Here is a 21460-nt window from a genome sequence, read left to right as displayed (position 1 = left end):
GGCCGGAGGCGCCCCCGCCCGCACCGACGGTGGCGCCTCCGGCCGGACCGGGCCGGCCGGCCTCCGGCCAGCTCGGGGTTCGGGTGACCACCGAGGATGTCTGGCTCGGCGCGGACTACTGGAACGCCCGCAGCACGGTGACCAGGCTGCGGGTGACCGTGACCAACACCGGCAGCGCGCCCGAGCTGATCCGCCTCGGATACACCCTGCCGGCCGGGCTGACCGACGCCGGCACCCCCGGATGCGCGTCCGCCGGTGGCGGGACCTACCGCTGCGGCGAGTGGAGCGCCGCCCCGGGCGCCCGGTTCAGCAGTACCGTCCGGGTACGGGTCAGTGGGAAGGCGTGGCGCTGGATGCCGCTCAGCGGATCCGTGCAGGTCACCGCGACCGCGCCGGGCGTCTCCGGCTCGGCGGCGGACGACGAGGGCTTCGCCGTGCTCTTCCCGCCCGGCCCGCCGGTGCCCGGCATCTCGCTCCGCGCCGACGAGGTGGTCTTCGACATCAGCGGCGGCCCGAGCGCCGTCGCCGTCCAGCTCGGCAACACGGGCCGGGTCGACGCGGCCGGCCGGATCGAGGTGATCCTGCCCGACGGGGTGACCCCGCAGACCTTGCCCGTGGGCTGCACGGCGGTGGCCCCGACGAGGACCCGGTGCGACGTCGGGACGGTGCCGGCCGGGCGCACCGCCAGCCTGCGCCTGCCGGTGGTCGCGACACCGGAGGCCCAGCGTCACGCCCCGCTGGCCGGGGCGGTCATCGGCCGGCTCGACCCGCGCAGCGGGCGGACCCGCCAGATGCAGATGAGCTTCCGGATCACCGCGGCGGCCGCCATGGCCACGCCGATCGGCACCCCCGCCCCGACCGGTTCCCAGGGGGTGCTGGCCGCGGCCGGGCAGGCCCGCGCCGACGACGGTCGTCTCAGCTCGGTACAGCAGACGGCGATCACCCTCATCGCGGTCTCCGGGCTGCTGGTGGTGCTCGCCCTCGCCCTGGCGACCACCTCGCTGCGCCGGCGGATGACCGAGTCGGCGCCCGAGGCGAACACGACGCCCGCCGGATGAGCCGCCCGGGACGCCGACCATCGGCGTCCCGGCCCGGGCCGCCGTCCGGTGATCTGGATTACGACGTGGTTCACAAACCGCCCCAAAGCCGGTCAAAGTCGGGCCGGAATGCGTCCCACTCTCGCCACCTCCGAGAAGGTCGGACCCCCCATCCGACGTAGGCTCTGAGGTGAGAAACGACAGCGGGCCGGCCACCCATGGACCGGACGCAGCGGCGCGTCAAGGAGGTCACGTGGCCGGGCAAGGCGGGGTCACCAACATGTTCAGCCGCCCGCGTCGAGGCGCTGAGCGAAGCGAGGTGCAAGCGTGACCAAGCAGATCCGTCAACTGGACCGGGTCGTCATCCGGTTCGCCGGCGACTCCGGCGACGGCATGCAGCTCACCGGTGACCGGTTCACCTCCGAGACGGCCCAGCTGGGTAACGACATCTCCACGTTGCCCAACTTCCCCGCCGAGATCCGGGCCCCCGCCGGCACCCTCCCCGGCGTGTCGAGCTTCCAGGTGCACTTCGCGGACTACGACATCCTCACCCCGGGTGACGCCCCGAACGTGCTGGTCGCGATGAACCCGGCTGCCCTCAAGGCCAACCTGGCCGAACTGCCGCGCGGCGCCGACATCATCGTCAACACCGACGAGTTCACCAAGCGCAACCTGGCCAAGGTGGGCTACACGACCAGCCCGCTGGAGGACGACTCGCTCGCCGGCTACGTGGTGCACCCGGTGGCGCTGACCTCGATGACGGTCGGCGCACTGGCCGAGCACGACGTGTCCAAGAAGGACGCCGAGCGGGCCAAGAACATGTTCGCCCTCGGCCTGCTCTCCTGGATGTACTCCCGGCCGTACGAGTCGACCCTGCGCTTCCTCGAGCGCAAGTTCGCCGCCCGGCCCGAGCTGGTCGCGGCCAACATCGCCGCGTTCCGGGCCGGCTGGAACTTCGGCGAGACCACCGAGAACTTCTCCGTCCGGTACGAGGTGAAGCCGGCGAAGATGGTCCCCGGCACGTACCGGAACATCACCGGCAACGCGGCGCTCTCGCTCGGCCTGGTGGCCGCCGGGGTCCGCTCCGGGCTGCCGGTCTTCCTCGGGGCGTACCCGATCACCCCGGCCTCGGACATCCTGCACGAGCTGAGCAAGCACAAGCGGTTCGGCGTCGTCACCATGCAGGCCGAGGACGAGATCGCCGCGGTCGGCGCCGCCCTGGGCGCCTCGTACGGCGGTTCGCTCGGCGTCACCACCACCAGCGGCCCCGGCGTGGCGCTGAAGAGCGAGACGATCTCCCTCGCGGTGGCGCTGGAGCTGCCGCTGGTCATCGTCGACGTGCAGCGGGCCGGGCCGTCCACCGGCATGCCGACCAAGACCGAGCAGGCCGACCTCAACATGGCCCTCTACGGTCGGCACGGTGAGGCCCCGGTCGCGGTGATCGCGCCGAAGTCGCCGGCGGACTGCTTCCACGCGGCCCTCGAGGCGGCGCGGATCGCGCTGACCTACCGCACGCCGGTGATCCTGCTGTCGGACAACTACGTCGCCAACGGCTCCGAGCCGTGGCTGCTGCCCGACGTGGAGTCCCTGCCCGACCTCCGGGTCGAGTTCGCCACCCAGCCCAACGGCGAGGACGGCACCACCTTCCTGCCGTACCTGCGCGACCCGGAGACCCTGGCCCGGCCGTGGGCCATCCCGGGCACCCCCGGGCTGGAGCACCGGATCGGCGGCCTGGAGAAGGCCGACCGCACCGGCGACATCTCGTACGACCCGGCGAACCACGACTTCATGGTGCGGACCCGGGCGGCCCGGATCGAGACGATCCCGGTGCCGGACGTCGAGGTCGAGGACCCGGACGGCGACGCCCGGGTGCTGGTGCTCGGCTGGGGCTCGACGTACGGGCCCATCGGGGCGGCCTGCCGCGGCCTGCGGCAGCGCGGCCTCTCCATCGCCCAGGCGCACCTGCGCCACCTGGCCCCGATGCCGGCCAATCTGGGCGCGGTGCTGCGCTCGTACGACCGGGTGGTGATCCCGGAGATGAACCTCGGCCAACTGGCCCACGTGATCCGGGCCCGGTACCTGGTCGACGCGATCGGCTACAACCAGGTCCGCGGCCTGCCGTTCACCGCCGCCGAGCTGGAGACGATGCTGGAAGAGGTCCTGAAGAATGTCTGAGCCCGTCGCCCTCAAGCTCACCGCCAAGGACTTCAAGTCCGACCAGGAGGTGCGCTGGTGCCCCGGCTGCGGTGACTACGCGATCCTGGCCGCCGTCCAGCAGTTCATGCCGGAGCTGAACATCCCCCGAGAGAACACCGTCTTCGTCTCCGGGATCGGCTGCTCGTCGCGCTTCCCGTACTACATGAACACGTACGGGATGCACTCCATCCACGGCCGCGCGCCGGCGATCGCGACCGGCCTGTCGGTGTCCCGCCCCGACCTGTCGGTCTGGGTGGTCACCGGTGACGGTGACGCCCTCTCCATCGGCGGCAACCACCTGATCCACGCGCTGCGCCGCAACGTCAACCTCAAGATCCTGCTCTTCAACAACCGGATCTACGGCCTGACCAAGGGGCAGTACTCGCCGACCTCCGAGGTCGGCAAGATCACCAAGTCGACCCCGGTGGGCTCGGCGGACGCGCCGTTCAACCCGATCTCGCTGGCGCTGGGCGCGGAGGCGACCTTCGTCGGCCGCACCATCGACTCGGACCGCAAGCACCTGCAGTCGGTGCTCCGGGCCGCCGCCGAGCACCAGGGCTCGGCGTTCGTGGAGATCTACCAGAACTGCAACATCTTCAACGACGGCGCGTTCGACCAGCTCAAGGAGCCGGCCACCCGGGACGACTTCCTGATCCGGCTGGAGCACGGGCAGCCGATCACGTTCGGCAAGGACGGGCAGTTCTGCGTCGTCCACCCGCCGGGCGGCTTCGGTCTGGAGGTCCGCGAGACGGCGGGCACCCCGGCGGAGGAGATCGTGGTGCACGACGCGACGGTCACCGACCCGGCGTACGCCTTCGCGCTGTCCCGGCTGCCCGGGCTGGACCTGCGCAACACCCCGATCGGCGTGTTCCGCTCGGTCACCCGCCCGTCCTACGACAGTGTGGTGCAGGAGCAGGTCGCCACGGCGAAGGCCAAGGTCACCGAGACCCCCGAGCAGCAGCTCGCCGGCCTCCTGTCCAGCGGCGACACCTGGACCATCCTCTGACCCGGCACTGACCGCCAGCGGGTCACCAAGACCCGCACAATGTCACGAAAGAGGGGGCCATTCCGCGGAGAATGGCCCCTCTTTTCGTGAGAGTTCGGCCCCCAGCGGCGCGGGCGCGCGGGGGGTCAGGGGGCCGAGGTGGCGGCCTGGGGGCGGTCGTCGCGGACGTGCACCAGCATGTCGCCGGTCTCGATCACCGCGCCGGCCCGGTCGTTGAGGGTGACCACCTTGCCCCGGCGGACCAGGGCGATGACCAGCGATTCCAGCTGGCGCGGGGACCGGCCCACCTCGTCCCGCTCCGCCGACCGCATGGCCAGCGCCATGCCCTGGCCGGGGGTGAGCAGATCCTCCACCACGTCGATCAGCGGCGGGGCGGAGGTGGAGAGGCCGAGCAGCCGGCCGGCGGTAGCCGACGAGACGATCACGTGGTGCGCGCCGCTCTGCTTGAGCAGCGGGGCGTTCTCCGCCTCGCGTACGGCCGCGATGATCCGGACCTGACCGGCGGTGAGCTGCCGGACGGTCAGCGCCACCAGGACCGAGGCATCGTCACTGTCGGTCGCGATGATGACGGCCTTGGCGCTGCGGACGTGCGCCTCCTCCAGCACCGCCGAGCGGGTCGCCGACCCCTCGATCGCGACCAGGCCGGCCGAGGTGGCCTGCCGCAGCGCGGCGCCGCTGCGTTCCACCACCACGATCCTGGACTTCTCCAGCCCGTTCTCCAGCAGGGCGGAGACCGCGCTGCGGCCCTTCGTGCCGTAGCCGCAGATGATGACGTGGTCCTTCACGGTTCTCCTCCACCGCGACAGGCGACGGCCGGTCCGGTACTGCTCGGTCAGGACTTCCAGGGTGGTGCCGACCAGGATGATCAGGAAGATCACCCGGGCCGGGGTGACGAACAGGACGTTGACCAGACGGGCCGACTGCGCCGCCGGGGTGATGTCGCCGTACCCGGTGGTGGAGAGCGACACCACCGCGTAGTAGAAGCAGTCGAGGAGGGTGAGGCCGTCCTCGTTGACGTCGCGGTAGCCGTCCCGGTCGATCCAGACCGCGGTCACCACGGCCAGGACCAGGGCCAGGGCGGCGAGCAGGCGCAGACTGAGCGCGCTCAGCGGCCCCCGCCGTTGCGCGGGAAAATGGATCACCGTCGGTCCTGCTCCGCCGCCGTCGCCTGCACGTGGACAACATAGCGGGTACGCCGCCGCTCGGCCTGCTGGGTGGCCGCCATCAATACCCCGGGGTTCCGGTGAGGGCCGGGCCCAGGCCCGGCCACCGGCGGCGACGGCCAGCGGGCATGATGGGGAGGTCCCGGCTCGACGACCGCGAGGAGGCCCGTATGTCGTTGCTGCGACGGGTGATCGGCGGGGTGCTGCGGCGGGTGCGGCTGCGGCAGGGCCGCACGTTGCGCGAGGTGGCCCAGGCGGCCGGGGTGTCGCTGCCCTACCTGTCCGAGGTGGAACGCGGCCGCAAGGAGGCATCCTCGGAGGTGCTGGCGGCGATCTGCCGGGCCCTCGGGATCAACCTCTCCGACCTGCTCGAGGAGGCCCGCGACGAGCTGCGCCGGGTCGAACGGCGGGTTCCCGCGACGTCCGGGGCGGGTCTGGCCCGGCTCGACCGGGTGCCGGTCGCCCGCCGGGAGGACACCGGGCCGCACCTGCGGATCGGCTTCCACGCCGACGTCGATCACCGAGCGGACGTCGGCACGGTGCATGCCGTGGGCGACCGCTCGCTGCCGGGCGCCGGCACGGCGGGGCGCACGCTTCACGGCGTCCGATCGGCCCACGGCATCAGCGGGCCCGTCGTGTCCGTGGGCGGCTTGTCGGCGCACGCCGGGTCGACGGTCGGCGGGGCCGGGCTGCGCGTCCGGTTGATCCCCGCCGCACCGGCCGGGCGCGCCCGTCCGCGTACCGCCGGCGTGCTGGCGCGCAGGCGGGCCCGGGTGGGCCGGCGGCGGCTGACCGCGGCGTAGGCCGGATCGGTTCTGCCCACGGCGGATCTGCCGCCGGCAGAATCGCTGGGACCCGCTCGCCACCCGCCGCAGGCTGGAAGCGCCGGTCCCCGGGCGTGCGGAGTCGCCCGCCGGCAACGTGGAGGGCGGTCGCGATGATGATCGGGCACGGCGTGTGGATGCTGGACGGGGAGCAGCGGTCCTTCGGTGACCAGGTCTTCGAGCGACTGCTGCGGGAACGGATCATCTTCCTCGGCACCGAGGTCACCGACGCCTCGGCGAACCAAATCTGCGCGCAGATCCTGCTGCTCGCGGCCGAGGACCCCGACCGGGACATCTTCCTCTACCTCAACTCGCCGGGCGGCTCGGTCAGCGCCGGGATGGCCGTCTACGACACCATGCGCTACGTCAAGAACGACGTCGCGACGCTGGCGCTCGGCCTCGCCGGGTCGATGGGACAGTTCCTGCTCTGCGCGGGGGCGGCCGGGAAGCGTTTCGCGCTCCCCAACTCGCGGATCATGATGCACCAGCCCTCCGGCGGGATGGGCGGCACGGCCGCCGACATCACCATCCAGGCGGAGAACATGCTGCACGTGAAGCGGACCATGCAGGAGCTGATCGCCCAGCACAGCGGGCGGACACTGGAGGAGATCCAGCGCGACTGGGACCGGGACCGCTGGTTCACCGCGGAGCAGGCCCGCGAGTACGGCCTGATCGACCAGGTGATCAGCCGCGCGGAGCAGATTCCCGCCTGACCGGCCGGGTCCCGCCGGCCGACACGGGGGCGGCCGGCGGGGTGAGCCCCGCCGGCCGCCGGTGGTACGTGGGTATCAGGGCAGATCGACGAACTCGTCGAGGAAGCCCCGGGCGCTCGGGGTGTCCATCCGGTACGCCACGTTGGTCGCATAGCAGGGGGTGTCGCCGGTGATGGTGGTGCCGGCGAGCACCAGGTTGCCGTCGATGGTGACGAAGTTCGGGCCGCCGGAGTCGCCGTAGCAGGCGCCGCCGTAGTCCCGGCTCTCCTCCATTCCGAGGCGGACCCAGGTCGGGTTGAGCGCGTCGAAGCCGACCTCCGCCTTCATCCGGACGCCGCCGCCCGGGTGGGTCTGGCCGCCGGGGCCGTTCATGGCCTCCTGGGTGCCGTACCCCATGACCTGCCAGGTGGCCGCGTCCAGCGCCCGCGAGCCCATCGCGTCGAGCTGGCCGGCGGCCGGCAGGGTCGCCGGGGTGAACGGCCAGCGACTGGCGAGCGCCGCGGCCTGGGCGTCGGTGAACTCGATGACGGCGATGTCGTGAGCGTCGGCCGAGTTCCCCGGATAGTCGGGGCTGGTGTGGTCGGCGCCCTCGACTCCGACCGTGGCCGCGGTCTGGGACGGGGTGAGCCCGTCGGCCTTGGCCTTGTCCAACGCGCCCTGGACGTCGTCGGCCAGCGAGACGAAGAAGCGGACACCGGGCGACCAGTCGGTGGTGCAGTGGGCGGCGGTGAGGAAGGTGTTCTTGTCGATCATCGTGCCGGAGCAGTACCAGTCGATGGTCTCCGAGATGCCGTCGCCGTCCCGGTCCCACTGGACCAGCAGGGCGCCGACCTCGTGGCGCTCCGGTGCGGGTTGGGCGTTGTAGGTGTTGATGGCCGACGCCGGGGTGGCAGCGGCCATGACCGCGGCGACCGCCACGGTGGTCAGGGATGCGAACAGTGCGGAACGACGCAAAGGATCCTCCGGTTCCAGGGGAGACAGGTCCCCCGTAGGTGTTCGAGGTATCGACGACGGCCGGTGCCGGACACGCCCCCTCGATCGCGTCCGACAACCCGTCCCGGGGTGGCCGCGAGTGCCGGTCCTCGATATACGCGGGAGCCTATGACCGTCGCCACGGGTTCCGCACCGTGTGTCGGGCGCAGCGCGTTGCGGCGAATTCTCGTTACATCGCCGGCGCGCTGCGCCCGCGCTCATCTCACGGGTAGCTGACCACCGGGCTGGTGCCGTACGAGCCGACGACCGGGGTGCCGGTCTCGTTGATGGTGCGTTCGATGCCGCCGCTGCCGTCGAGGAACACGGTCACCATGTCGTGGAAGCGCACGCCGGCCCGGCGGGGCACCTCGATCGCCCGGTCGCAGCGGATGTCGACGCCCTGGTTGAAGTACGAGTAGACGCCGAGCCCCCACGCCTCGTGCTCCCGGACCTGCCCGGCGACCTTGTACGACGCCCAGCCCCGACCGGTCGGGCTGCGCCAGGCGCCCTGGCTCGGCGGATCGTAGGGCAGTTCGCTCTGGTAGAAGACCGTCCGGCCGCGCTCGCCGGTCCAGATGGTCTGCCACTGCTGGAAGTGCTCGACGAAGAGCCCGTACGCGATCACGTCGTCGCCGTTGACGACCACGCCGGTGTCGGCGGTGTTCGAGGTCCAGCCGATACCGTTACCGTGGTCGCCGCGCCAGGCCCAGAGGTTGTCGATGATGGTGTACCGGCTGTTGACCACCAGGCTGGTCACCGCCCGGCCGACCCCGGGCCCGCCGATCCGGAAGAAGACGTCCTGGAGCGAGATCGGGTTGGTGGCGTGCGAGCGGTGGCTGTTCGGCTTCCCGACCTCCACCAGCACCTCCGACTCCTGCGGCCCGGCGTCGACCAGCACGCCGGCGACCCGTACGCCGTCCACGTCCTCGATCCGAAAGGCCGCGTCGCCGGTGGTCGGGGCGAGGCTCGGCATGCCGAGGCCGAGCACGACGGTGTCCGGGTGCTTGACCCGCAGTGCCCGGTCCAGGTGGTAGACGCCCGGGGTGAGCAGCAGGTGCCGACCCCGGGACAGTTCCTGGTTGATCTTCTGTGCGGAGTCGGTCGGCCGGGCGATGAAGAAGTCGTCCAGCGACAGCGACGGCGTGGCGCCGGCGCCCGCGCCCCAGGTGGTGCCCACGGTGTCGTGCCGCAGCGCGGGTACGGCCACCCGCCAGGCACCGTCGCCGTCCACGAAGAGGTACGGCTTCTCGCGGGTGACCGGGCTGGTGGGCAGCGTGGTGTACGGCGGGTTCGGGAAGCCCTGCGCGGGGGCGCCGAGCACGCCGGAAAAGACCTGGTTCCAGACCCCGTTGGTCCAGTCGCCGCCGAGTTCGCTGTCCCGGGTCAGCCACTGCTGCTGGGAGCCGTTGATGGTGATGCCGTCCACCTTCGAGTCGGCGATGTAGCCGCCGCTGGAGTAGCCGCCGTTGCCCGGCTCGAGCCAGAGGATGCCGCGGATGTGCACGCGACGCATCGGCGATGCCTGGGAGACGGCCCACTGGTTCGACCAGTCGGTCGGGGTGACGGAGAGGTTCTCCGCCGAGCGCCAGAAGTTGGTGAGCGCGGAGATGCCGGCGGGCGAGTTCGGGTCGGGCTGGCCGACGACGCGTACCGCGCCGTGGATGTCGACGTCGTCGGGGTGCCGGCCGAGGCCGGCGACGGTGGTGTAGTAGCCGAGCCGGGCGTTGACCTCGTACCGGCCGGGCTTGAAGAGCACGGCGTACCGGTCGGCGCCCATCTCGTTGTGTTCCTGCGCGGCGAAGAGCCGGTCCAGGGTGGACTGGATCTCCGCGGTCGGGGTGGACGGGTCGTACACGAAGACGTTGGGGCCGAAGTCCGGGTCGGGCCGGTCGGCCTCCGACGATGCGGCCGAGGCCGGCGCGGGATCGAGCCCGGCGGCGGTCAGCGAGGCGGCGGAGGCGGCGGCGAGGGTGAGGAAACGGCGGCGGGAACGGTCGAGTGGTCTCATCGGCCTGCCTGTCGGTGGTGGGACGGGTCGGTCGGGAGAGTGGGAGAGCGCTCTCACGACCGCGACGTCCTGTTCCTACCGCATCGACGCCGGTGGCGCCAGACGTTGCCGGTTCCGGGACTTCAGCGGGCGTCGTAGCGGGCCTGGGCGGCCTCCACTTCGGCGAGGTGCCGGGTGGCCCACTCCTCCAGGCCGGCGACCAGGTCGAGCAGGCTGCGCCCGAGGTCGGTCAGCGCGTAGTCGACCCGGGGCGGGACGCTGGCGTGCACGGTCCGGGTGACGATGCCGTCGCGTTCCAGGCCGCGCAGGGTCTGGGTGAGCATCTTCTGGCTGATCCCGTCGATCCGCTCGGCCAGCTCGCCGTAGCGCTTCTCCCCGTCGGCGAGGGTGAGCACGACGAGGACGCTCCAGCGGTCGCCGATCCGGTCGATGACCTTGCGACTGCCGCAGTTGCGGCTGAACGGGTCCGGGTTCACGTTGCCACTCTCTTTCAGTGCGTACCGAACTTGAAGGTGCCTACTCTCCAACGGGAAGTAAGGCACCGATGTTCCCGTTGCCGTGGGAGGACAGTTCTTGTCGCGAGCAGAGGGAGTTCCCATGTCCATCGTCGTCACCGGCGCCACCGGCCAGCTCGGCCGCCTGATCATCGAGTCGCTGCTCGGCCGTGGGGTACCGGCCGACCAGGTCGTGGCGGTCGGCCGGGACACCGACCGGCTCGCCGACCTCGCCGGGCGCGGAGTGGTCACGGTGCGGGCCGACTACGACGACCCCGAGTCGCTCCAGGCCGCGTTCGCGGGCGCCGAGAAGCTGATGTTCGTCTCCGGCAGCGAGGTCGGCCGACGCGTGGTCCAGCACGGCAACGTCGTCACCGCGGCCAAGGAGGCCGGCGTCGGGCTGATCGTCTACACCAGCATCGCGAAGGCGGACAGCTCCAGCCTGGTCCTCGCCGCCGAGCACAAGGCGACCGAACAGCTGATCCGGGACTCCGGCCTGCCGTACGTCTTCCTGCGCAACAGCTGGTACCTGGAGAACTACACGGCCCAGCTCCCGACGTACCTCCAGCACGGCGTCGCGGGCGCCGCGGGTGACGGCCGGGTCAGCGCGGCCATCCGCGCCGACTACGCCGAGGCGGCCGCCGTGGTGCTCACCGCCGAGGGCCACACCAACCGGGTGTACGAGCTGGGTGGGGCGCCGTTCACCCTGACCGAGCTGGCCGCCGAGATCTCCCGGCAGACCGGCAGCACGGTCTCCTACCTCGACCTGCCAGTGGACAAGTACACCGAGCTGCTGGTCGCGGCCGGCCTGCCCGAGGGGTACGCGGCGGTGCTCGCCGACGGAGACCGTGGTCTCGCGCAGGGTGAGCTGGAGGTCGGGGACGATCTCGCGAAGCTGCTCGGCCGGGCGCCGACCACGCCCGCCGAAGCGATCCGCGCCGCGCTCTGACGCCGTGCACGCCGCCGCCCCGGGTCGATGACCCGGGGCGGCCGCGCACGGTCAGCCGTTACGCGCGCTCTTCGCGCAGCTTCACCAGGTCGTCGACGAGGGCCTCCACGTAGTCGGCCGTCTCCTCCCAGCGGGTCACCGGGACGCACTGGATGCCCATGGCCTTGACCGGGTAGTCGTTGCCGCCGTGGTCCAGCCGGTCGCCGACGAAGAGCACGTTGTCCAGCTTGAGGTCCAGGCACTCCAGCAGCTTGCGCATGCCGTACGCCTTGTCCACGCCCTTGCGGGTGACGTCGATGGACGTCGAGCCGCCCCCGCGCACCTCCAGGTCGGGGAGCTTCTCGGCGACCGCGTCGCGCAGCGTGCGCTTCTTCGCGCCGTCCGGGTCCCAGCCGTACTTTTCCGTCGGCGGGGCGGACTGGCCCAGCGCCGAGAAGGTGATCTGGCTGCCCCGGTCCTCGATCACGTCACCCCAGGTCTTGTCCTCCCAGAGGTTCAATGCCTTCGCGGACTCGGTGAGCGCCTCGACGATCCGGGCCTTGTCCGCCTCGGTCAGATCCTCCGCGTAGACCTGCCGCCAGTCCGAGTCCTGCCAGCGGTAGTAGCGGGTGCCGCAGGTGGGCATCAGGTGCAGCCGGCGCCGCTGCTCCTCGGTCAGGTCCAGGTGCGCCAGCACCTGCGACTGGAACTGCTCGAAGCGGCCGCCGGAGATGATGAGGACGTCGACCTCGGTGAGCAGGTGGCCGAGCAGTTCCGCCATGCGACGATCGATCTGGGACTTGGAGACAGCCAGGGTGTCGTCCAGGTCGAACGCCACCACTCGAAGATCGTTCATCAGGTACCACCATGTCGTCGCGGGCAGGCCAGGTCTAGCAGCGTACCGACGGCATTCCTCCCGCACTGCAAGACCCGCTTGTCACGTTCCAGCTGACCTCGACACGTGACCCGGGTCCGGCAGCGCTGCCCGGCGGCGGGTGAGGTGGTCCCGTTCCACCTCGCTGGCGGTGAGGGCGAGCGCGGCGTCGTACGCGACCAGGGCCTCCCGGCTGCGGCCCGCGCGGGCCAGCAGCTCGGCCCGGACCACGTGGAACGGCTGGTACGCCGGCAGGTCAAGCTGGTCGAGGAGGTCGAGCGCGACCCGGGGGCCGTGGAGTTCCGCCACGGCGACCGCCCGGTTGAGGGCGACCACCGGGGTGGGCTGAAGCGCCAGCAGGTGGTCGTACAGGGCCAGGATCTGCGCCCAGTCGGTCTGGTCCGCGGTGGCGGCGTCGCTGTGCACGGCGTTGATCGCGGCCTGGATCTGGTACGGGCCGGGAGCGCCACGTCGCAGGCAGGCGCGGACGAGCGTGCGACCCTCGGCGAGCAGTGCCGGGTCCCAGCGGCTGCGGTCCTGGTCGGGCAGCAGGACCAGGGTGCCGTCGGCGGCGGTGCGGGCCGGCTGCCGGGCCTGGAGCAGGAGCAGCAGCGCGAGCAGGCCGATGGCTTCCGGCTCGTCGGGCATGAGTTCGACGAGGAGCCGCGCCAGCCGGATCGCCTCGCCGCACAGCTCGGTGTCGACCAGCGTGCCGCCCTCGGCGATCCACCCGGCGTTGAAGACGAGGTAGATGACCGCCATGACGGGCCGGAGCCGGTCCGGCAACTCCGCGTCGGTGGGCACCCGGTACGGGATGCGGGCGTCGCGGATCTTGCGTTTGGCCCGAACCAGCCGCTGGGCCAGGGTGGCCTCGGGGACCAGGAAGGCTCGGGCGATCGTGGGCGTGTCCAGTCCGCCGAGCAGCCGGAGGGTGAGCGCCACCTGGGCCGGCTGGGCGAGCGCCGGGTGGCAGCAGGTGAACATCAGTCGGAGGCGGTCGTCCGGCACGGCGGTGTCCTCCTCCGGCTGGTCGTCGAGGCGTTCCTGGAGTCGTACGGCGCGTTCCTGCCGCTCCTCGCGCATGGTGTCGCGGCGCAACCGGTCGATGGCGCGGCGGCGGGCGGTGGTGACGATCCAGCCGCCGGGGTTCGGGGGCAGCCCGTCGCGGGGCCACCGGTCGGCAGCGACCAGGAAGGCGTCCTGGACCGCCTCCTCGGCGAGGTCGATGTCGCCGAGGAGACGGACCAGGGTGGCCACCACGCGCCCGTGCTCCTCGCGGAAGACGGCGGCGATGCGGTCGCCGACGTCGACGCGGTCGGCCACCCTCAGACGTCGGACTGGAACGGGCGGACCTCGACCGGGTTGGCACAGGCCACGCTCGCCTGGCGGGACCACTCCAGCGCCTCGTCGAGGTCGGCGGCCTGGATGACCCAGAAGCCGCCGAGGTGTTCCCGGCTCTCCGCGAACGGCCCGTCGGTGGTCATCACCTGGGCCTCCGACACCGACACCACGGTCGCGGTGTCCGGCGGGCAGAGACCGCCCGCGAACACCCAGGCGCCCTTCTCCTGCAACTGCCGGTTGAACGCGTCGACCGCCGCGAACGCCTCTTGCATCTGCTCTGCCGTCGGCGCCGGGGCGCCCTCGACTCCGTACACGCTCAGCAGGTACTTGGTCTGTGCCATCGTCATCCCTCCACCGAGCCGAAGACCGGCGCACCGGCGCTCTCGTAGGTCAGCATGGTCACGCCGCTGCCGGACGTCCGGCTGTCCGCCAGCCGCAACCCGGCGGGCGGTACGCCGTCGGCGAAGAGCCGGTGTCCGCGGCCCAGGACCACCGGGAAGATCAACAGATGGTACGTGTCGATCAGCCCTTCCCGCATCAACGACCGGGCGAGCGCGCCGCTGCCGTGCACCTGCAGCTCGCGGCCGGGGCGGTCCTTGAGCTCGGTGACCGCCTCCGCCAGGTCGCCCTCCAGGCGGTGGCTGCCCGCCCAGGTCAGCTCGTCCGTCCGGTTCGTGGCGACGTACTTGGGCAGCCGGTTGAGCGGGTTGTCCGGCCCGCCCTCCGCCGGGTCGGTGACGTGCGGCCAGAACGCGGCCATGATGTCGTACGTCCGGCGGCCGAGCAGGAACGCGTCAGCCCGGTCGAGGACCTCGCCCATGTACTGGCCGACGGTCTCGTCGAAGTGCGGCGGCAGCCAGCCGCCCAGGTCGAACCCGCCGGCGCGGTCCTCGTCCGCCCCGCCGGGTGCCTGCATGACGCCGTCCACGGTCAGGAAAGTGGTGAGCGTGAGTCGCACGGTTCCTCCTTCAGTCGCCGGCCTCGCGCCGGCCCTCACCATGTCCACGGCCGGGCCGAACGCCAATTCGACACCACGACCCACCAATTGATGTGACCTGGCTCACACCCTCGCCTCACGAGCCAGCCGCTGTCGGAGTTTCTGGAGAGGGCCCACGCGGCAGCGGCGCAGCTGGGAAGCTGGGACCGCGCGGCGTGCGGAGACCGACCCGCCGGCTGACACCACCCGCGCCGGTAGGACGACACACCCGTGAGGAGACACCGATGGTGGACCGCGACGACCTACCCGTGCCACGGCAGGGGCTGGTTGTCACGCATTTCCTGACTGTGCGCGACGCAGCGGTCTCGCGGGAGTTCTACGCCGACATCTTCGATGGGCAGGTCGTCCTGGCCGAAAACCCCACGATCGTCCGGGTCGCCAACAGCTGGATCATCATGAACCCTGGCGGAGGACCGACCCCCGACAAGCCCGACATCACGCTGACCCCGCCCGAGCTGGGCGACCCGGTGTCCGCATTCCTCAACATTCGGGTGGCCGACATCGCCGCCTTCTACGCCGACGCCCAGGCGAAAGGCGCACAGTTCCTGACCGAACCGCTCGACCGCAAGGCCGAGCTGCGCTGCTACCTCCGCGACCCCGACGGCTACCTCATCGAAGTCGGGCAGGCCACCGGACTGCTGCACGGCATCCTCGCCAACCCGCCCGCCGGTTCGAGCTGATTGCCTTTCCACCCGCCGCAGGTGGCCGCCCCGGCGCCAGCATCCGCCGTCCTTCGAGCCCGCAAACGTCCATGACATCCGCAGACGCCGTAAGCGCAACCTCGCCAGCTCGCCGCCGCGGCCGGCGTGCGCTCCGCTACGCCGCGCGGGCTCTGGCCGTGCGGCCCGAACGGGCGGGAAGATGACGACGAGCGGTGCCAAACTGCTGCGCAGGCCCGGGGAGCCGCGGCGGTCAAATTTCCTGGAGCTGTTCTTCGACCTGGTTTTCGTCGTCGCGCTCGCCCAGCTCTCGCAAGGGCTGATCCAGGATCTCAGCTGGAGCGGCGCCTGCCAGACGCTGGTGCTGCTGTTGGCCATGTGGTGGATCTGGACCATCACCGCGTGGACAACCGACCTGTACGACCCGCAACAGCCGGCGATACAGCTGTTGGTCACCGCGACCATGCTCGGCAGCCTGCTGATGGTGGTCGCGCTGCCCGACGCGTTCGGCGAGCGAGGTCTGGTCTTCGCGGGCGTGTACGTCGCCATGCACATCGGCCGCCAACTGTTCCTCGTCCTCGCTCTGCGGGGCCACGAGTTGCAGCGCAGAACCATCCGGCTGCTGTTCTGGTTCAGTGTGTCGGCGGTGCCGTGGATCGCGGGTGCGCTCGTGCCGGGTACGGCGCGCGGGGTCCTGTGGACGCTGGCCGTCGCGGTGGACTACACGGGCGGCTTTCTTCGCTTCCCGACGCCGGGGCTGGGCCGCTCACGCAGATTAGAGTGGTCGGTCGGGGCCGAGCACCTGGCCGAGCGGTACCGGCAGCTCTTCATCATCGCGCTCGGCGAATTGATCCTGGTCACCGCGTCGAGCCTCACCCGCAGCGGCTTCGCGGCTGATCGAACCGTCGCGTTCGTGGTGTCGTTCGTCGGCACGGCACTGTTCTGGCGGATCTACATCCAACCCGCTGGAGAACTGTTGCCCGCTGCCATCGCGGCGGCCCCCGATCCGGACCGCCTCGCCCGATCGGCGTTGGCCGCCCATCTGATCATGCTGGCTGGCATCGTCGCCACCGCCGTCGGCGACGAACTCGTCATCGCCCATCCACTCGGACACACGCCACCGGCCTGGGTCGCCATCCTCCTCGGCGGACCCGCGCTGTTCCTGGCCGGACTCGCCCGCTTCGAGTACAGGGTGTTCAGCCGCGTGTCCCGGAATCGGGCGATCGGGCTCCTCGTGCTGGCCGCCCTGACACCGGCGATGCTGTTCTCGCCGCCGCTGCTGGCCGCTCTCGCCGCAGCCGCGGTCCTGGCCGGGATCGCCGTCACTGACGCCGCCCGCGCGAGGGGACGCCCGCCCGAGCCGTCCCCGCCCCGCTAGTGCTGTGACCACATAGGTTCGCCGGGTTGGATGCTGCGGCGGTTGGATATCCCGAGACGTCCGTCCGTCGCCGGGGGTGTGGTGTCAGAGCCTGTCCGCGTACGCAGATTGACCGACCAGGAGGGGCAGAGGCTGCAGCAGATCGTGCGCCGGGGCAGCACCAGTTCGGTGCGCTACCGGCGGGCGATGATGCTGCCGGCCTCGGCTGGCGGGAACCGGGTCCCAGTGATCGCCCAGCTGGTGCAGGCCGACGAGGATACCGTCCGGGATGTTATCCACCGGCTCAACGAGATCGGTCTGGCCTGCCTGGACCCTCGGTGGGCGGGAGGCCGTCCCCGCCATGCCTCGATGGCGAGCAACCCTGACGGCGATCGTGCCGCCTCAGCCCTCTGTCCTTGTCCTCCGCCAGCCTGGCCGGCCGGCCCGGCCGATGCCGGCCGGAGGTCGCCATCAGGCCGGGTCGGGCCGGCGCGGCCCGCTTGCGGGCCACCTTGATTTGATAGAGCGGAATTCGGCAATGCGTGGACAGCGCGGCGGGCAGCGCGACGTGCTGTCCCGGTAGATGCTTGAGATCGGAGTCCCAGTACCTGCTTGACGAGATCACGTGGTCTGTTCTCGGGCGCGTGCTTTCCGCCGGTGTTTACGGATGTTTCGCAGCGTCTTCAGCGCCTTCTTGGCGGCGGTACTGACGTGCCCGCCGGTTCGCACCGTGGCGTCCTCGGCGGCGAGGTGCGTCAGCAGCTCCTCGGCTCGTTCGTCGCCGGTAGCGCCGAGTGCTCGTGCTGCCCAGAAGCGCACTTCGGGATCGTCGTGTGAGGTCGCCTGGATCAGACGGTCGAGCGTTTTGGTTGCAGGGTGCGCCAGCGCGGCCGACAGGTAGCCGGCACGCACGGGCCGGCGGGGCGACTCCAACGCAGTCCACAAGTGCTCGATCGCCTCGTCGTCACCGATGTCGGCCAGGGCGCATGCGGCAGCTGCTCTGACGTGCTCCGCTGGGTCGTCGAGCACCTGCGCGAGGGGCGTGACCGCGGTGGGGTCGCGTATCTCTCCCAGAGCCTCGCAGGCGCTCTCGCGGGCGAGAGCATCCGGGTGGCGAAGTAGGTCGATCAACAGCGGGGCGGCCGTCTGAAGGCGCAGGATGCCGCAGTCGGTCGCCGCCCACGCCTGGCATCCGTACTCCTCGTCGGCAAGCGCAGCAAGGAGCGCTTCGGCCAGCGACTCATCACCGAACAGCACAAGGAGATTCAACGCGCGGGAGTAGATCTCGGGGTCGAAGTTGCGGTACCCGGTCACGATCTCCTCGAGGACCTGCTTCGCGGCCGCATCCCCTCTCTCGGCCCCAGCCAAGAGCGCACGCAGTGCCTCCAACCGAACCTCACGGTCACGGTCAGTCAGCTCACGGAGTCGGTCACGCACAGGAGACAACCTAGATCCGCTAGCCAGCCTGCGGCTAGATCATTTGTCAAGCAGCTGGTGGGACGGATCGGTCAAGCAACAACTGGGACTAGGCAGCCGCGGACAGCGCGGTCTGCGCGTCTGCGCTGTCCGGCCGTGCTAGCTCTGAAGTTCCTGTGCTGCGCGGACGATTAGTCTCCGGGCGCCTTCACCGGTGACGGCGTCGTTCCAGAGTCGTTCGATGGCCCTGGTGTAGGTGGCTGCTTCGTCGTCGCGGTAGGTGGTCTCGCCGACGAAGGTCTCCACGATGGCGACGTCGTCGTACATCTGGAAGGAGTTCTGCGGGGTGGTGGCGAGCGGGACCCCGAGAGGCAGGATGCCGAAGCGGATATTCGGTACGCCAACCACGGTTTGCAGGAGCCATCGCAGTACGGGTTCGGCGAGCAGGAACTCGAACCGCTTGCTGGTGTCGTAGAGGAGTTGCTGGCGCTGCATCCGGGTGGCTACGGCGGCGTCCACGTCGGCGATGTCGAGGTTGTGCAGCTCGACCATCTCGGCCAGGACGCGGCGGGCGTAGTCGGCGGTCTCGAGCAGCCCTGCCACGTACACGGTCTCGAAATGCCGGATCACGCGGGACTCGGCGACGAGCAAGGTTGTAGCTGTCCTGGACGGCGGCCGGACCCTGACGCATCCGGCGACGCCAGCCGCGGTGCGCGGCCTGGACCTCGCCGAGCATCCGCAACAGGTCCTGCGCGGCGGTGTCCTCGGCGCCGCAGGCGCGGGCCACGCGTACAGGTCGGCGGGGGCCCGCATCTGGCGACCGTTCTCTAGTCGGGAGACCTCGACCGCGCCAGTTCATGGCTGCGGTGCGGTCAGCTGGGCTGGGCGACGTGACACCGCACGATCTGCGGGCCACTCACGCGAGCTGGGTCGCGGACTCCCATGGCGTCCTGGTGGCCGCTCGTCGGCTCGGGCAAGCCAATGCCAGCGTGACGACTCGCCACTACGCCCGTGCCATCGATGGCCGGGATGCTGAGGTCGCCGAGCACCTGGACGCGAGCCGAGCGCGGGAAACCAGGCGATCGGGCACGCAGCGGGCACGAAAGCCCCGGAAGGCGGAACAGTGATCAATGATCAAGGACCTGACGTGGTGCCCCCGGCAGGATTCGAACCTGCGACACACGGTTTAGGAAGTGGCTAGCGCTTGCAGCTGGCCACGTCGGTCTACCAGGCCAAATGGCCCGACTCATACCCGGCTTGCCCTCGATCGTTCCGCGCGTGTTCCGGATCTTGTACTACCGGGGTCAGGAGCGGAACGCCCAGCCAATCCGACAGGATCGGCCGGGCGTTCTCGCATTTCACGAGCGGTGGCAGCAGGATTTGAACCCGCGGGGCGGGCAGCAAGATGGACACCGGTCCACCCCGGTGCCCACCACGTCACCCTCGCCCCGCACGGGCAGCGTCTAGCGCGGACGTCCCCGCACCAGCGCCCACATCCCACCGGTGCAGAGCACCATGGTCCACCAGAACATCTTGGCGAGCGGCGAAGCACTACGAATCACGTTCGACATCACGCATCACCTCCTCCCCTCCGCGTCCCTGGGCTGTTGTTGATCATGCTCATGCCGCTCGGTCAAGGTCAACTAGCCATCCCGGCAGCACCGGTGCCCCTTTTCGATGACGGCGTTCGGCCTGTTAGTTGGCCCGACACCCCGCAAGATCGACGCTGCAACCGTGGCGCGATCTCGACCGCTAAGACGGCGGTAACGGTCCTCTACGCAGGTCGCGAGCTTCAGCCGGTCGGCTGTGACGGTGCAGTGGGTTGCTGTACTTCCGTGCGGCGACCAGGTCGAGACGGAGCTTCGACCCCCGCTGGCGGAGCCGGAACCACACTGCCGTTATGTGTCGGTGGATGCCGGGCGGTGCTGATCCGTACCTGGCGCCAAGCGTCCTCTGATGCGTAGTAGCGGTCTGCATCAAAGGGCTTGCTGCTTTGTTGCTGCCTCTGGCACTGGCGTGGCCACAGTTGCTCGCGCTGGCCAAAGACCGATGAGTGGCGCCGGCGGCGACAGTCGTGCGCTGTCACCGCCGGCATGGGCTTCCTGGGCTGGCTTAGCTCTAGCAAGCAGCCACTCGACGGGCCCTGTCAGGCCATGCTGGGGGCGGCGGCTTGCGGAGCCTCCTTCGGGTCGGCACCGTACCGGTTACCTCCCCGCGTGCCGTCCTTCACGAAGAACACGAGCAGGACGATGCCCCCCACGAGAGGCACGAGTCCGATCAACAGCCACCAGCCCGAGCGGTCGGTGTCGTGAAGTCGCCGCACGGCAACGGCCAGGCCCGGCAGTAGCAGGGCCAAGCTGACGATGATCCCGATGACGCCGGTAGAGCTGGGATCCGACCCGATGTCGGTCCCCAGCGCGCCGTCCAGAATTCCGGCGACGATGCCGAGGATCAGGGTGAAGAGGAAGAACCACCAGTATTCGGATCGGCGAGCTCGACCGCCAAAGCCGGCGTATTGGGAGAGGACGGATTTGATGGCATCAACGGGGGACATACATTCTCCAGCGCAATGAGAGATTCAGACCTGCAAGGTCAACTGCGACGCAGCCAAGCAGACGGGCGGCGGGCGGTCAATGGCCGTTCGGCTGCCCCTGCCGGTTGGGGCCTGGGACTTGAACCTTGAACCTGTCCGGCGGTCTGTGGATCACCTCAGATCGGACGGATCGCCGTCCTGACCCGGGCCGAGCCTTCCGTTGCCTTACAGCGGTTGAGAGCCCTTGTCGGCGTTAGTTGTGCCCGCCTTGTGCCCGATGATCTTGTCTAGACCACTGCCCATTGCCGCCGGGATCGCTACCGGGCACGCTGTCGGCTATGAACCACGAGGACCGGTTGCAGCGGATGATTGACGAGCTCCGACGGATGCGGGAGCAGTGCGAGCCAAAGTCCAACCAGAACCCTCGGTACCTCCGGTACTCCAACGCCGTGTCGGCGTTGCGATGGATCATCGACGACCTAGCCAAGGAGCGGGCAGCGCAGCCGCCGGCGCCTGACGACGTGTCGGCGAGCTAGCGCGCTTCGTCCCGAACGCGGGCACGGAGCACCGTTCGATGCCTTCTGATGCCGTCTTAAGCCGCAGAGCAAGGCTTCGGCGCCGCCCGGCACCGTCTCCTACCGCCCGTTCTTGGGCTTCTCGCTGCCTCGTGGCTGCCTCTCCTGGTTTGGATAACTAGAAGACGGCGGCGGTGAGTCCGGCCAGGAGTTTCTGGTAGGCGGTGGGATGGACGATCGGGATGGCGTACTGGTGGGCCTTCTTGGCCTTTCCTGACATGGTGTCTGGGTCTGCGGCGACTAGGCCGTGTGTCGAAGTCGGCGGTGGTGGGCGATGAGATTCCGGCGCGTCGGTGATCGATAAGTAGCGAGGTCTCCGGTAGATGGTTCATCGACGAAGAAGACCATCAGCACGGAGACCTCGTGA

Annotated in this window: 20 protein-coding genes and 1 pseudogene; 10 read left to right on the top strand and 11 right to left on the bottom strand. The window is 70.4% G+C overall.

Features of this window, described 5'->3' with window-relative positions:
- The 3 genes from DKL51_RS34395 to DKL51_RS34385 form a co-directional block, all read left to right on the top strand.
- Positions 1-1058 (top strand): hypothetical protein (locus DKL51_RS34395; RefSeq protein ID WP_124813318.1); only part of this gene is annotated, 1058 nt, incomplete at its 5' end.
- A gap of 306 nt (positions 1059-1364) precedes the next feature.
- The gene (locus tag DKL51_RS34390) at positions 1365-3212 is read left to right on the top strand and encodes a 2-oxoacid:acceptor oxidoreductase subunit alpha (RefSeq protein WP_109965012.1); all 1848 of its coding nucleotides are present in this window, start codon (positions 1365-1367) and stop codon (positions 3210-3212) included.
- On the top strand, positions 3205-4239 hold the full coding sequence (locus DKL51_RS34385) for a 2-oxoacid:ferredoxin oxidoreductase subunit beta (RefSeq protein WP_109942641.1): 1035 nt from the start codon (positions 3205-3207) through the stop codon (positions 4237-4239). Before DKL51_RS34390 ends, DKL51_RS34385 begins: the two co-directional genes overlap by 8 nt.
- 125 nt (positions 4240-4364) lie before the next feature.
- On the opposite strand, the gene DKL51_RS34380 is transcribed toward DKL51_RS34385, so the two are convergent.
- Positions 4365-5381: a potassium channel family protein gene (locus DKL51_RS34380; protein ID WP_109942642.1), complete on the bottom strand. Its 1017-nt coding sequence runs from the start codon at positions 5379-5381 to the stop codon at positions 4365-4367.
- A 191-nt stretch (positions 5382-5572) separates the two neighbouring features.
- On the opposite strand from DKL51_RS34380, the gene DKL51_RS34375 reads away from it, so the two are divergent.
- Together DKL51_RS34375 and DKL51_RS34370 are read left to right on the top strand one after the other, a co-directional pair.
- Entirely contained in the window at positions 5573-6205 is a 633-nt protein-coding gene (locus DKL51_RS34375) for a helix-turn-helix domain-containing protein (protein ID WP_109942643.1), read from the top strand.
- 137 nt (positions 6206-6342) lie between these two features.
- Complete coding sequence (locus tag DKL51_RS34370) at positions 6343-6939, top strand: ATP-dependent Clp protease proteolytic subunit (RefSeq protein WP_243420544.1); 597 nt, start codon at positions 6343-6345, stop codon at positions 6937-6939.
- 75 nt (positions 6940-7014) lie between these two features.
- On the opposite strand, the gene DKL51_RS34365 is transcribed toward DKL51_RS34370, so the two are convergent.
- From DKL51_RS34365 to DKL51_RS34355, 3 genes are all read right to left on the bottom strand, one after another.
- Entirely contained in the window at positions 7015-7893 is an 879-nt protein-coding gene (locus tag DKL51_RS34365; protein ID WP_207783716.1) for a trypsin-like serine protease, read from the bottom strand.
- Between the two features lie 241 nt (positions 7894-8134).
- Complete coding sequence (locus DKL51_RS34360) at positions 8135-9919, bottom strand: pectate lyase-like domain-containing protein (RefSeq protein WP_109942644.1); 1785 nt, start codon at positions 9917-9919, stop codon at positions 8135-8137.
- A 122-nt stretch (positions 9920-10041) separates the two neighbouring features.
- Positions 10042-10395 carry a winged helix-turn-helix transcriptional regulator gene (locus DKL51_RS34355; RefSeq protein ID WP_243420542.1) on the bottom strand — a complete coding sequence of 118 codons (354 nt, stop codon included), beginning with the start codon at positions 10393-10395 and terminating at the stop codon, positions 10042-10044.
- A 121-nt stretch (positions 10396-10516) separates the two neighbouring features.
- Between DKL51_RS34355 and DKL51_RS34350 the strand changes: the two genes are divergently transcribed.
- Positions 10517-11362 (top strand): SDR family oxidoreductase, encoded by an 846-nt coding sequence (locus tag DKL51_RS34350; RefSeq protein ID WP_109942646.1) that lies wholly within the window; start codon positions 10517-10519, stop codon positions 11360-11362.
- Positions 11363-11420: 58 nt separating this feature from the next.
- Here the strand turns inward: DKL51_RS34350 and DKL51_RS34345 are convergent, their stop codons facing one another.
- The 4 genes from DKL51_RS34345 to DKL51_RS34330 all read right to left on the bottom strand — a co-directional run bounded on the left by DKL51_RS34345 (position 11421) and on the right by DKL51_RS34330 (position 14514).
- Positions 11421-12197: an HAD-IIB family hydrolase gene (locus DKL51_RS34345; protein ID WP_109942647.1), complete on the bottom strand. Its 777-nt coding sequence runs from the start codon at positions 12195-12197 to the stop codon at positions 11421-11423.
- A gap of 81 nt (positions 12198-12278) precedes the next feature.
- Complete coding sequence (locus DKL51_RS34340; RefSeq protein WP_109942648.1) at positions 12279-13538, bottom strand: RNA polymerase sigma factor; 1260 nt, start codon at positions 13536-13538, stop codon at positions 12279-12281.
- Positions 13539-13540: 2 nt separating this feature from the next.
- Positions 13541-13897 carry a YciI family protein gene (locus DKL51_RS34335; RefSeq protein WP_109942649.1) on the bottom strand — a complete coding sequence of 119 codons (357 nt, stop codon included), beginning with the start codon at positions 13895-13897 and terminating at the stop codon, positions 13541-13543.
- Positions 13898-13899: 2 nt separating this feature from the next.
- Positions 13900-14514 carry a dihydrofolate reductase family protein gene (locus DKL51_RS34330; RefSeq protein ID WP_260428778.1) on the bottom strand — a complete coding sequence of 205 codons (615 nt, stop codon included), beginning with the start codon at positions 14512-14514 and terminating at the stop codon, positions 13900-13902.
- A 263-nt stretch (positions 14515-14777) separates the two neighbouring features.
- On the opposite strand from DKL51_RS34330, the gene DKL51_RS34325 reads away from it, so the two are divergent.
- The 3 genes and pseudogenes from DKL51_RS34325 to DKL51_RS34315 all read left to right on the top strand — a co-directional run.
- Entirely contained in the window at positions 14778-15233 is a 456-nt protein-coding gene (locus DKL51_RS34325; RefSeq protein WP_109942650.1) for a VOC family protein, read from the top strand.
- A gap of 181 nt (positions 15234-15414) precedes the next feature.
- Positions 15415-16590 carry a low temperature requirement protein A gene (locus DKL51_RS34320; RefSeq protein ID WP_124813316.1) on the top strand — a complete coding sequence of 392 codons (1176 nt, stop codon included), beginning with the start codon at positions 15415-15417 and terminating at the stop codon, positions 16588-16590.
- An 81-nt stretch (positions 16591-16671) separates the two neighbouring features.
- Positions 16672-16938, top strand: a pseudogene (locus DKL51_RS34315) (helix-turn-helix domain-containing protein); the annotation flags it as partial.
- Positions 16939-17190: 252 nt separating this feature from the next.
- On the opposite strand, the gene DKL51_RS34310 reads toward DKL51_RS34315, so the two are convergent.
- The 3 genes from DKL51_RS34310 to DKL51_RS34295 form a co-directional block, all read right to left on the bottom strand.
- Entirely contained in the window at positions 17191-18006 is an 816-nt protein-coding gene (locus DKL51_RS34310; RefSeq protein ID WP_123826992.1) for a HEAT repeat domain-containing protein, read from the bottom strand.
- Positions 18007-18144: 138 nt separating this feature from the next.
- Entirely contained in the window at positions 18145-18798 is a 654-nt protein-coding gene (locus tag DKL51_RS34305) for a Scr1 family TA system antitoxin-like transcriptional regulator (protein ID WP_341477410.1), read from the bottom strand.
- A gap of 1333 nt (positions 18799-20131) precedes the next feature.
- Positions 20132-20539: a DUF805 domain-containing protein gene (locus DKL51_RS34295; protein WP_109942654.1), complete on the bottom strand. Its 408-nt coding sequence runs from the start codon at positions 20537-20539 to the stop codon at positions 20132-20134.
- A 317-nt stretch (positions 20540-20856) separates the two neighbouring features.
- On the opposite strand from DKL51_RS34295, the gene DKL51_RS34290 reads away from it, so the two are divergent.
- Positions 20857-21054, top strand: a complete 198-nt coding sequence (locus DKL51_RS34290; protein ID WP_109942655.1) for a hypothetical protein — start codon at positions 20857-20859, stop codon at positions 21052-21054.
- Positions 21055-21460 lie beyond the last annotated feature (406 nt).

The organism is Micromonospora globispora, from assembly GCF_003857015.1.
Classification (GTDB): Bacteria; Actinomycetota; Actinomycetes; order Mycobacteriales; family Micromonosporaceae; genus Micromonospora; species Micromonospora globispora.
This window is presented reverse-complemented; position numbering and strand designations above follow the sequence as displayed.

What these genes read in the sequence shown, in the direction of transcription:
- DKL51_RS34385 (WP_109942641.1), top strand. Translation starts at nt 3,205, where the DNA reads ATGTCTGAGCCCGTCGCCCTCAAGCTCACCGCCAAGGACTTCAAGTCC.
- DKL51_RS34375 (WP_109942643.1), top strand. Translation starts at nt 5,573, where the DNA reads ATGTCGTTGCTGCGACGGGTGATCGGCGGGGTGCTGCGGCGGGTGCGG.
- DKL51_RS34370 (WP_243420544.1), top strand. Translation starts at nt 6,343, where the DNA reads ATGATCGGGCACGGCGTGTGGATGCTGGACGGGGAGCAGCGGTCCTTC.
- DKL51_RS34360 (WP_109942644.1), bottom strand. Translation starts at nt 9,919, where the DNA reads ATGAGACCACTCGACCGTTCCCGCCGCCGTTTCCTCACCCTCGCCGCC.
- DKL51_RS34350 (WP_109942646.1), top strand. Translation starts at nt 10,517, where the DNA reads ATGTCCATCGTCGTCACCGGCGCCACCGGCCAGCTCGGCCGCCTGATC.
- DKL51_RS34345 (WP_109942647.1), bottom strand. Translation starts at nt 12,197, where the DNA reads ATGAACGATCTTCGAGTGGTGGCGTTCGACCTGGACGACACCCTGGCT.
- DKL51_RS34335 (WP_109942649.1), bottom strand. Translation starts at nt 13,897, where the DNA reads ATGGCACAGACCAAGTACCTGCTGAGCGTGTACGGAGTCGAGGGCGCC.
- DKL51_RS34325 (WP_109942650.1), top strand. Translation starts at nt 14,778, where the DNA reads ATGGTGGACCGCGACGACCTACCCGTGCCACGGCAGGGGCTGGTTGTC.
- DKL51_RS34320 (WP_124813316.1), top strand. Translation starts at nt 15,415, where the DNA reads ATGACGACGAGCGGTGCCAAACTGCTGCGCAGGCCCGGGGAGCCGCGG.
- DKL51_RS34305 (WP_341477410.1), bottom strand. Translation starts at nt 18,798, where the DNA reads ATGCGGGCCCCCGCCGACCTGTACGCGTGGCCCGCGCCTGCGGCGCCG.
- DKL51_RS34295 (WP_109942654.1), bottom strand. Translation starts at nt 20,539, where the DNA reads ATGTCCCCCGTTGATGCCATCAAATCCGTCCTCTCCCAATACGCCGGC.
- DKL51_RS34290 (WP_109942655.1), top strand. Translation starts at nt 20,857, where the DNA reads ATGAACCACGAGGACCGGTTGCAGCGGATGATTGACGAGCTCCGACGG.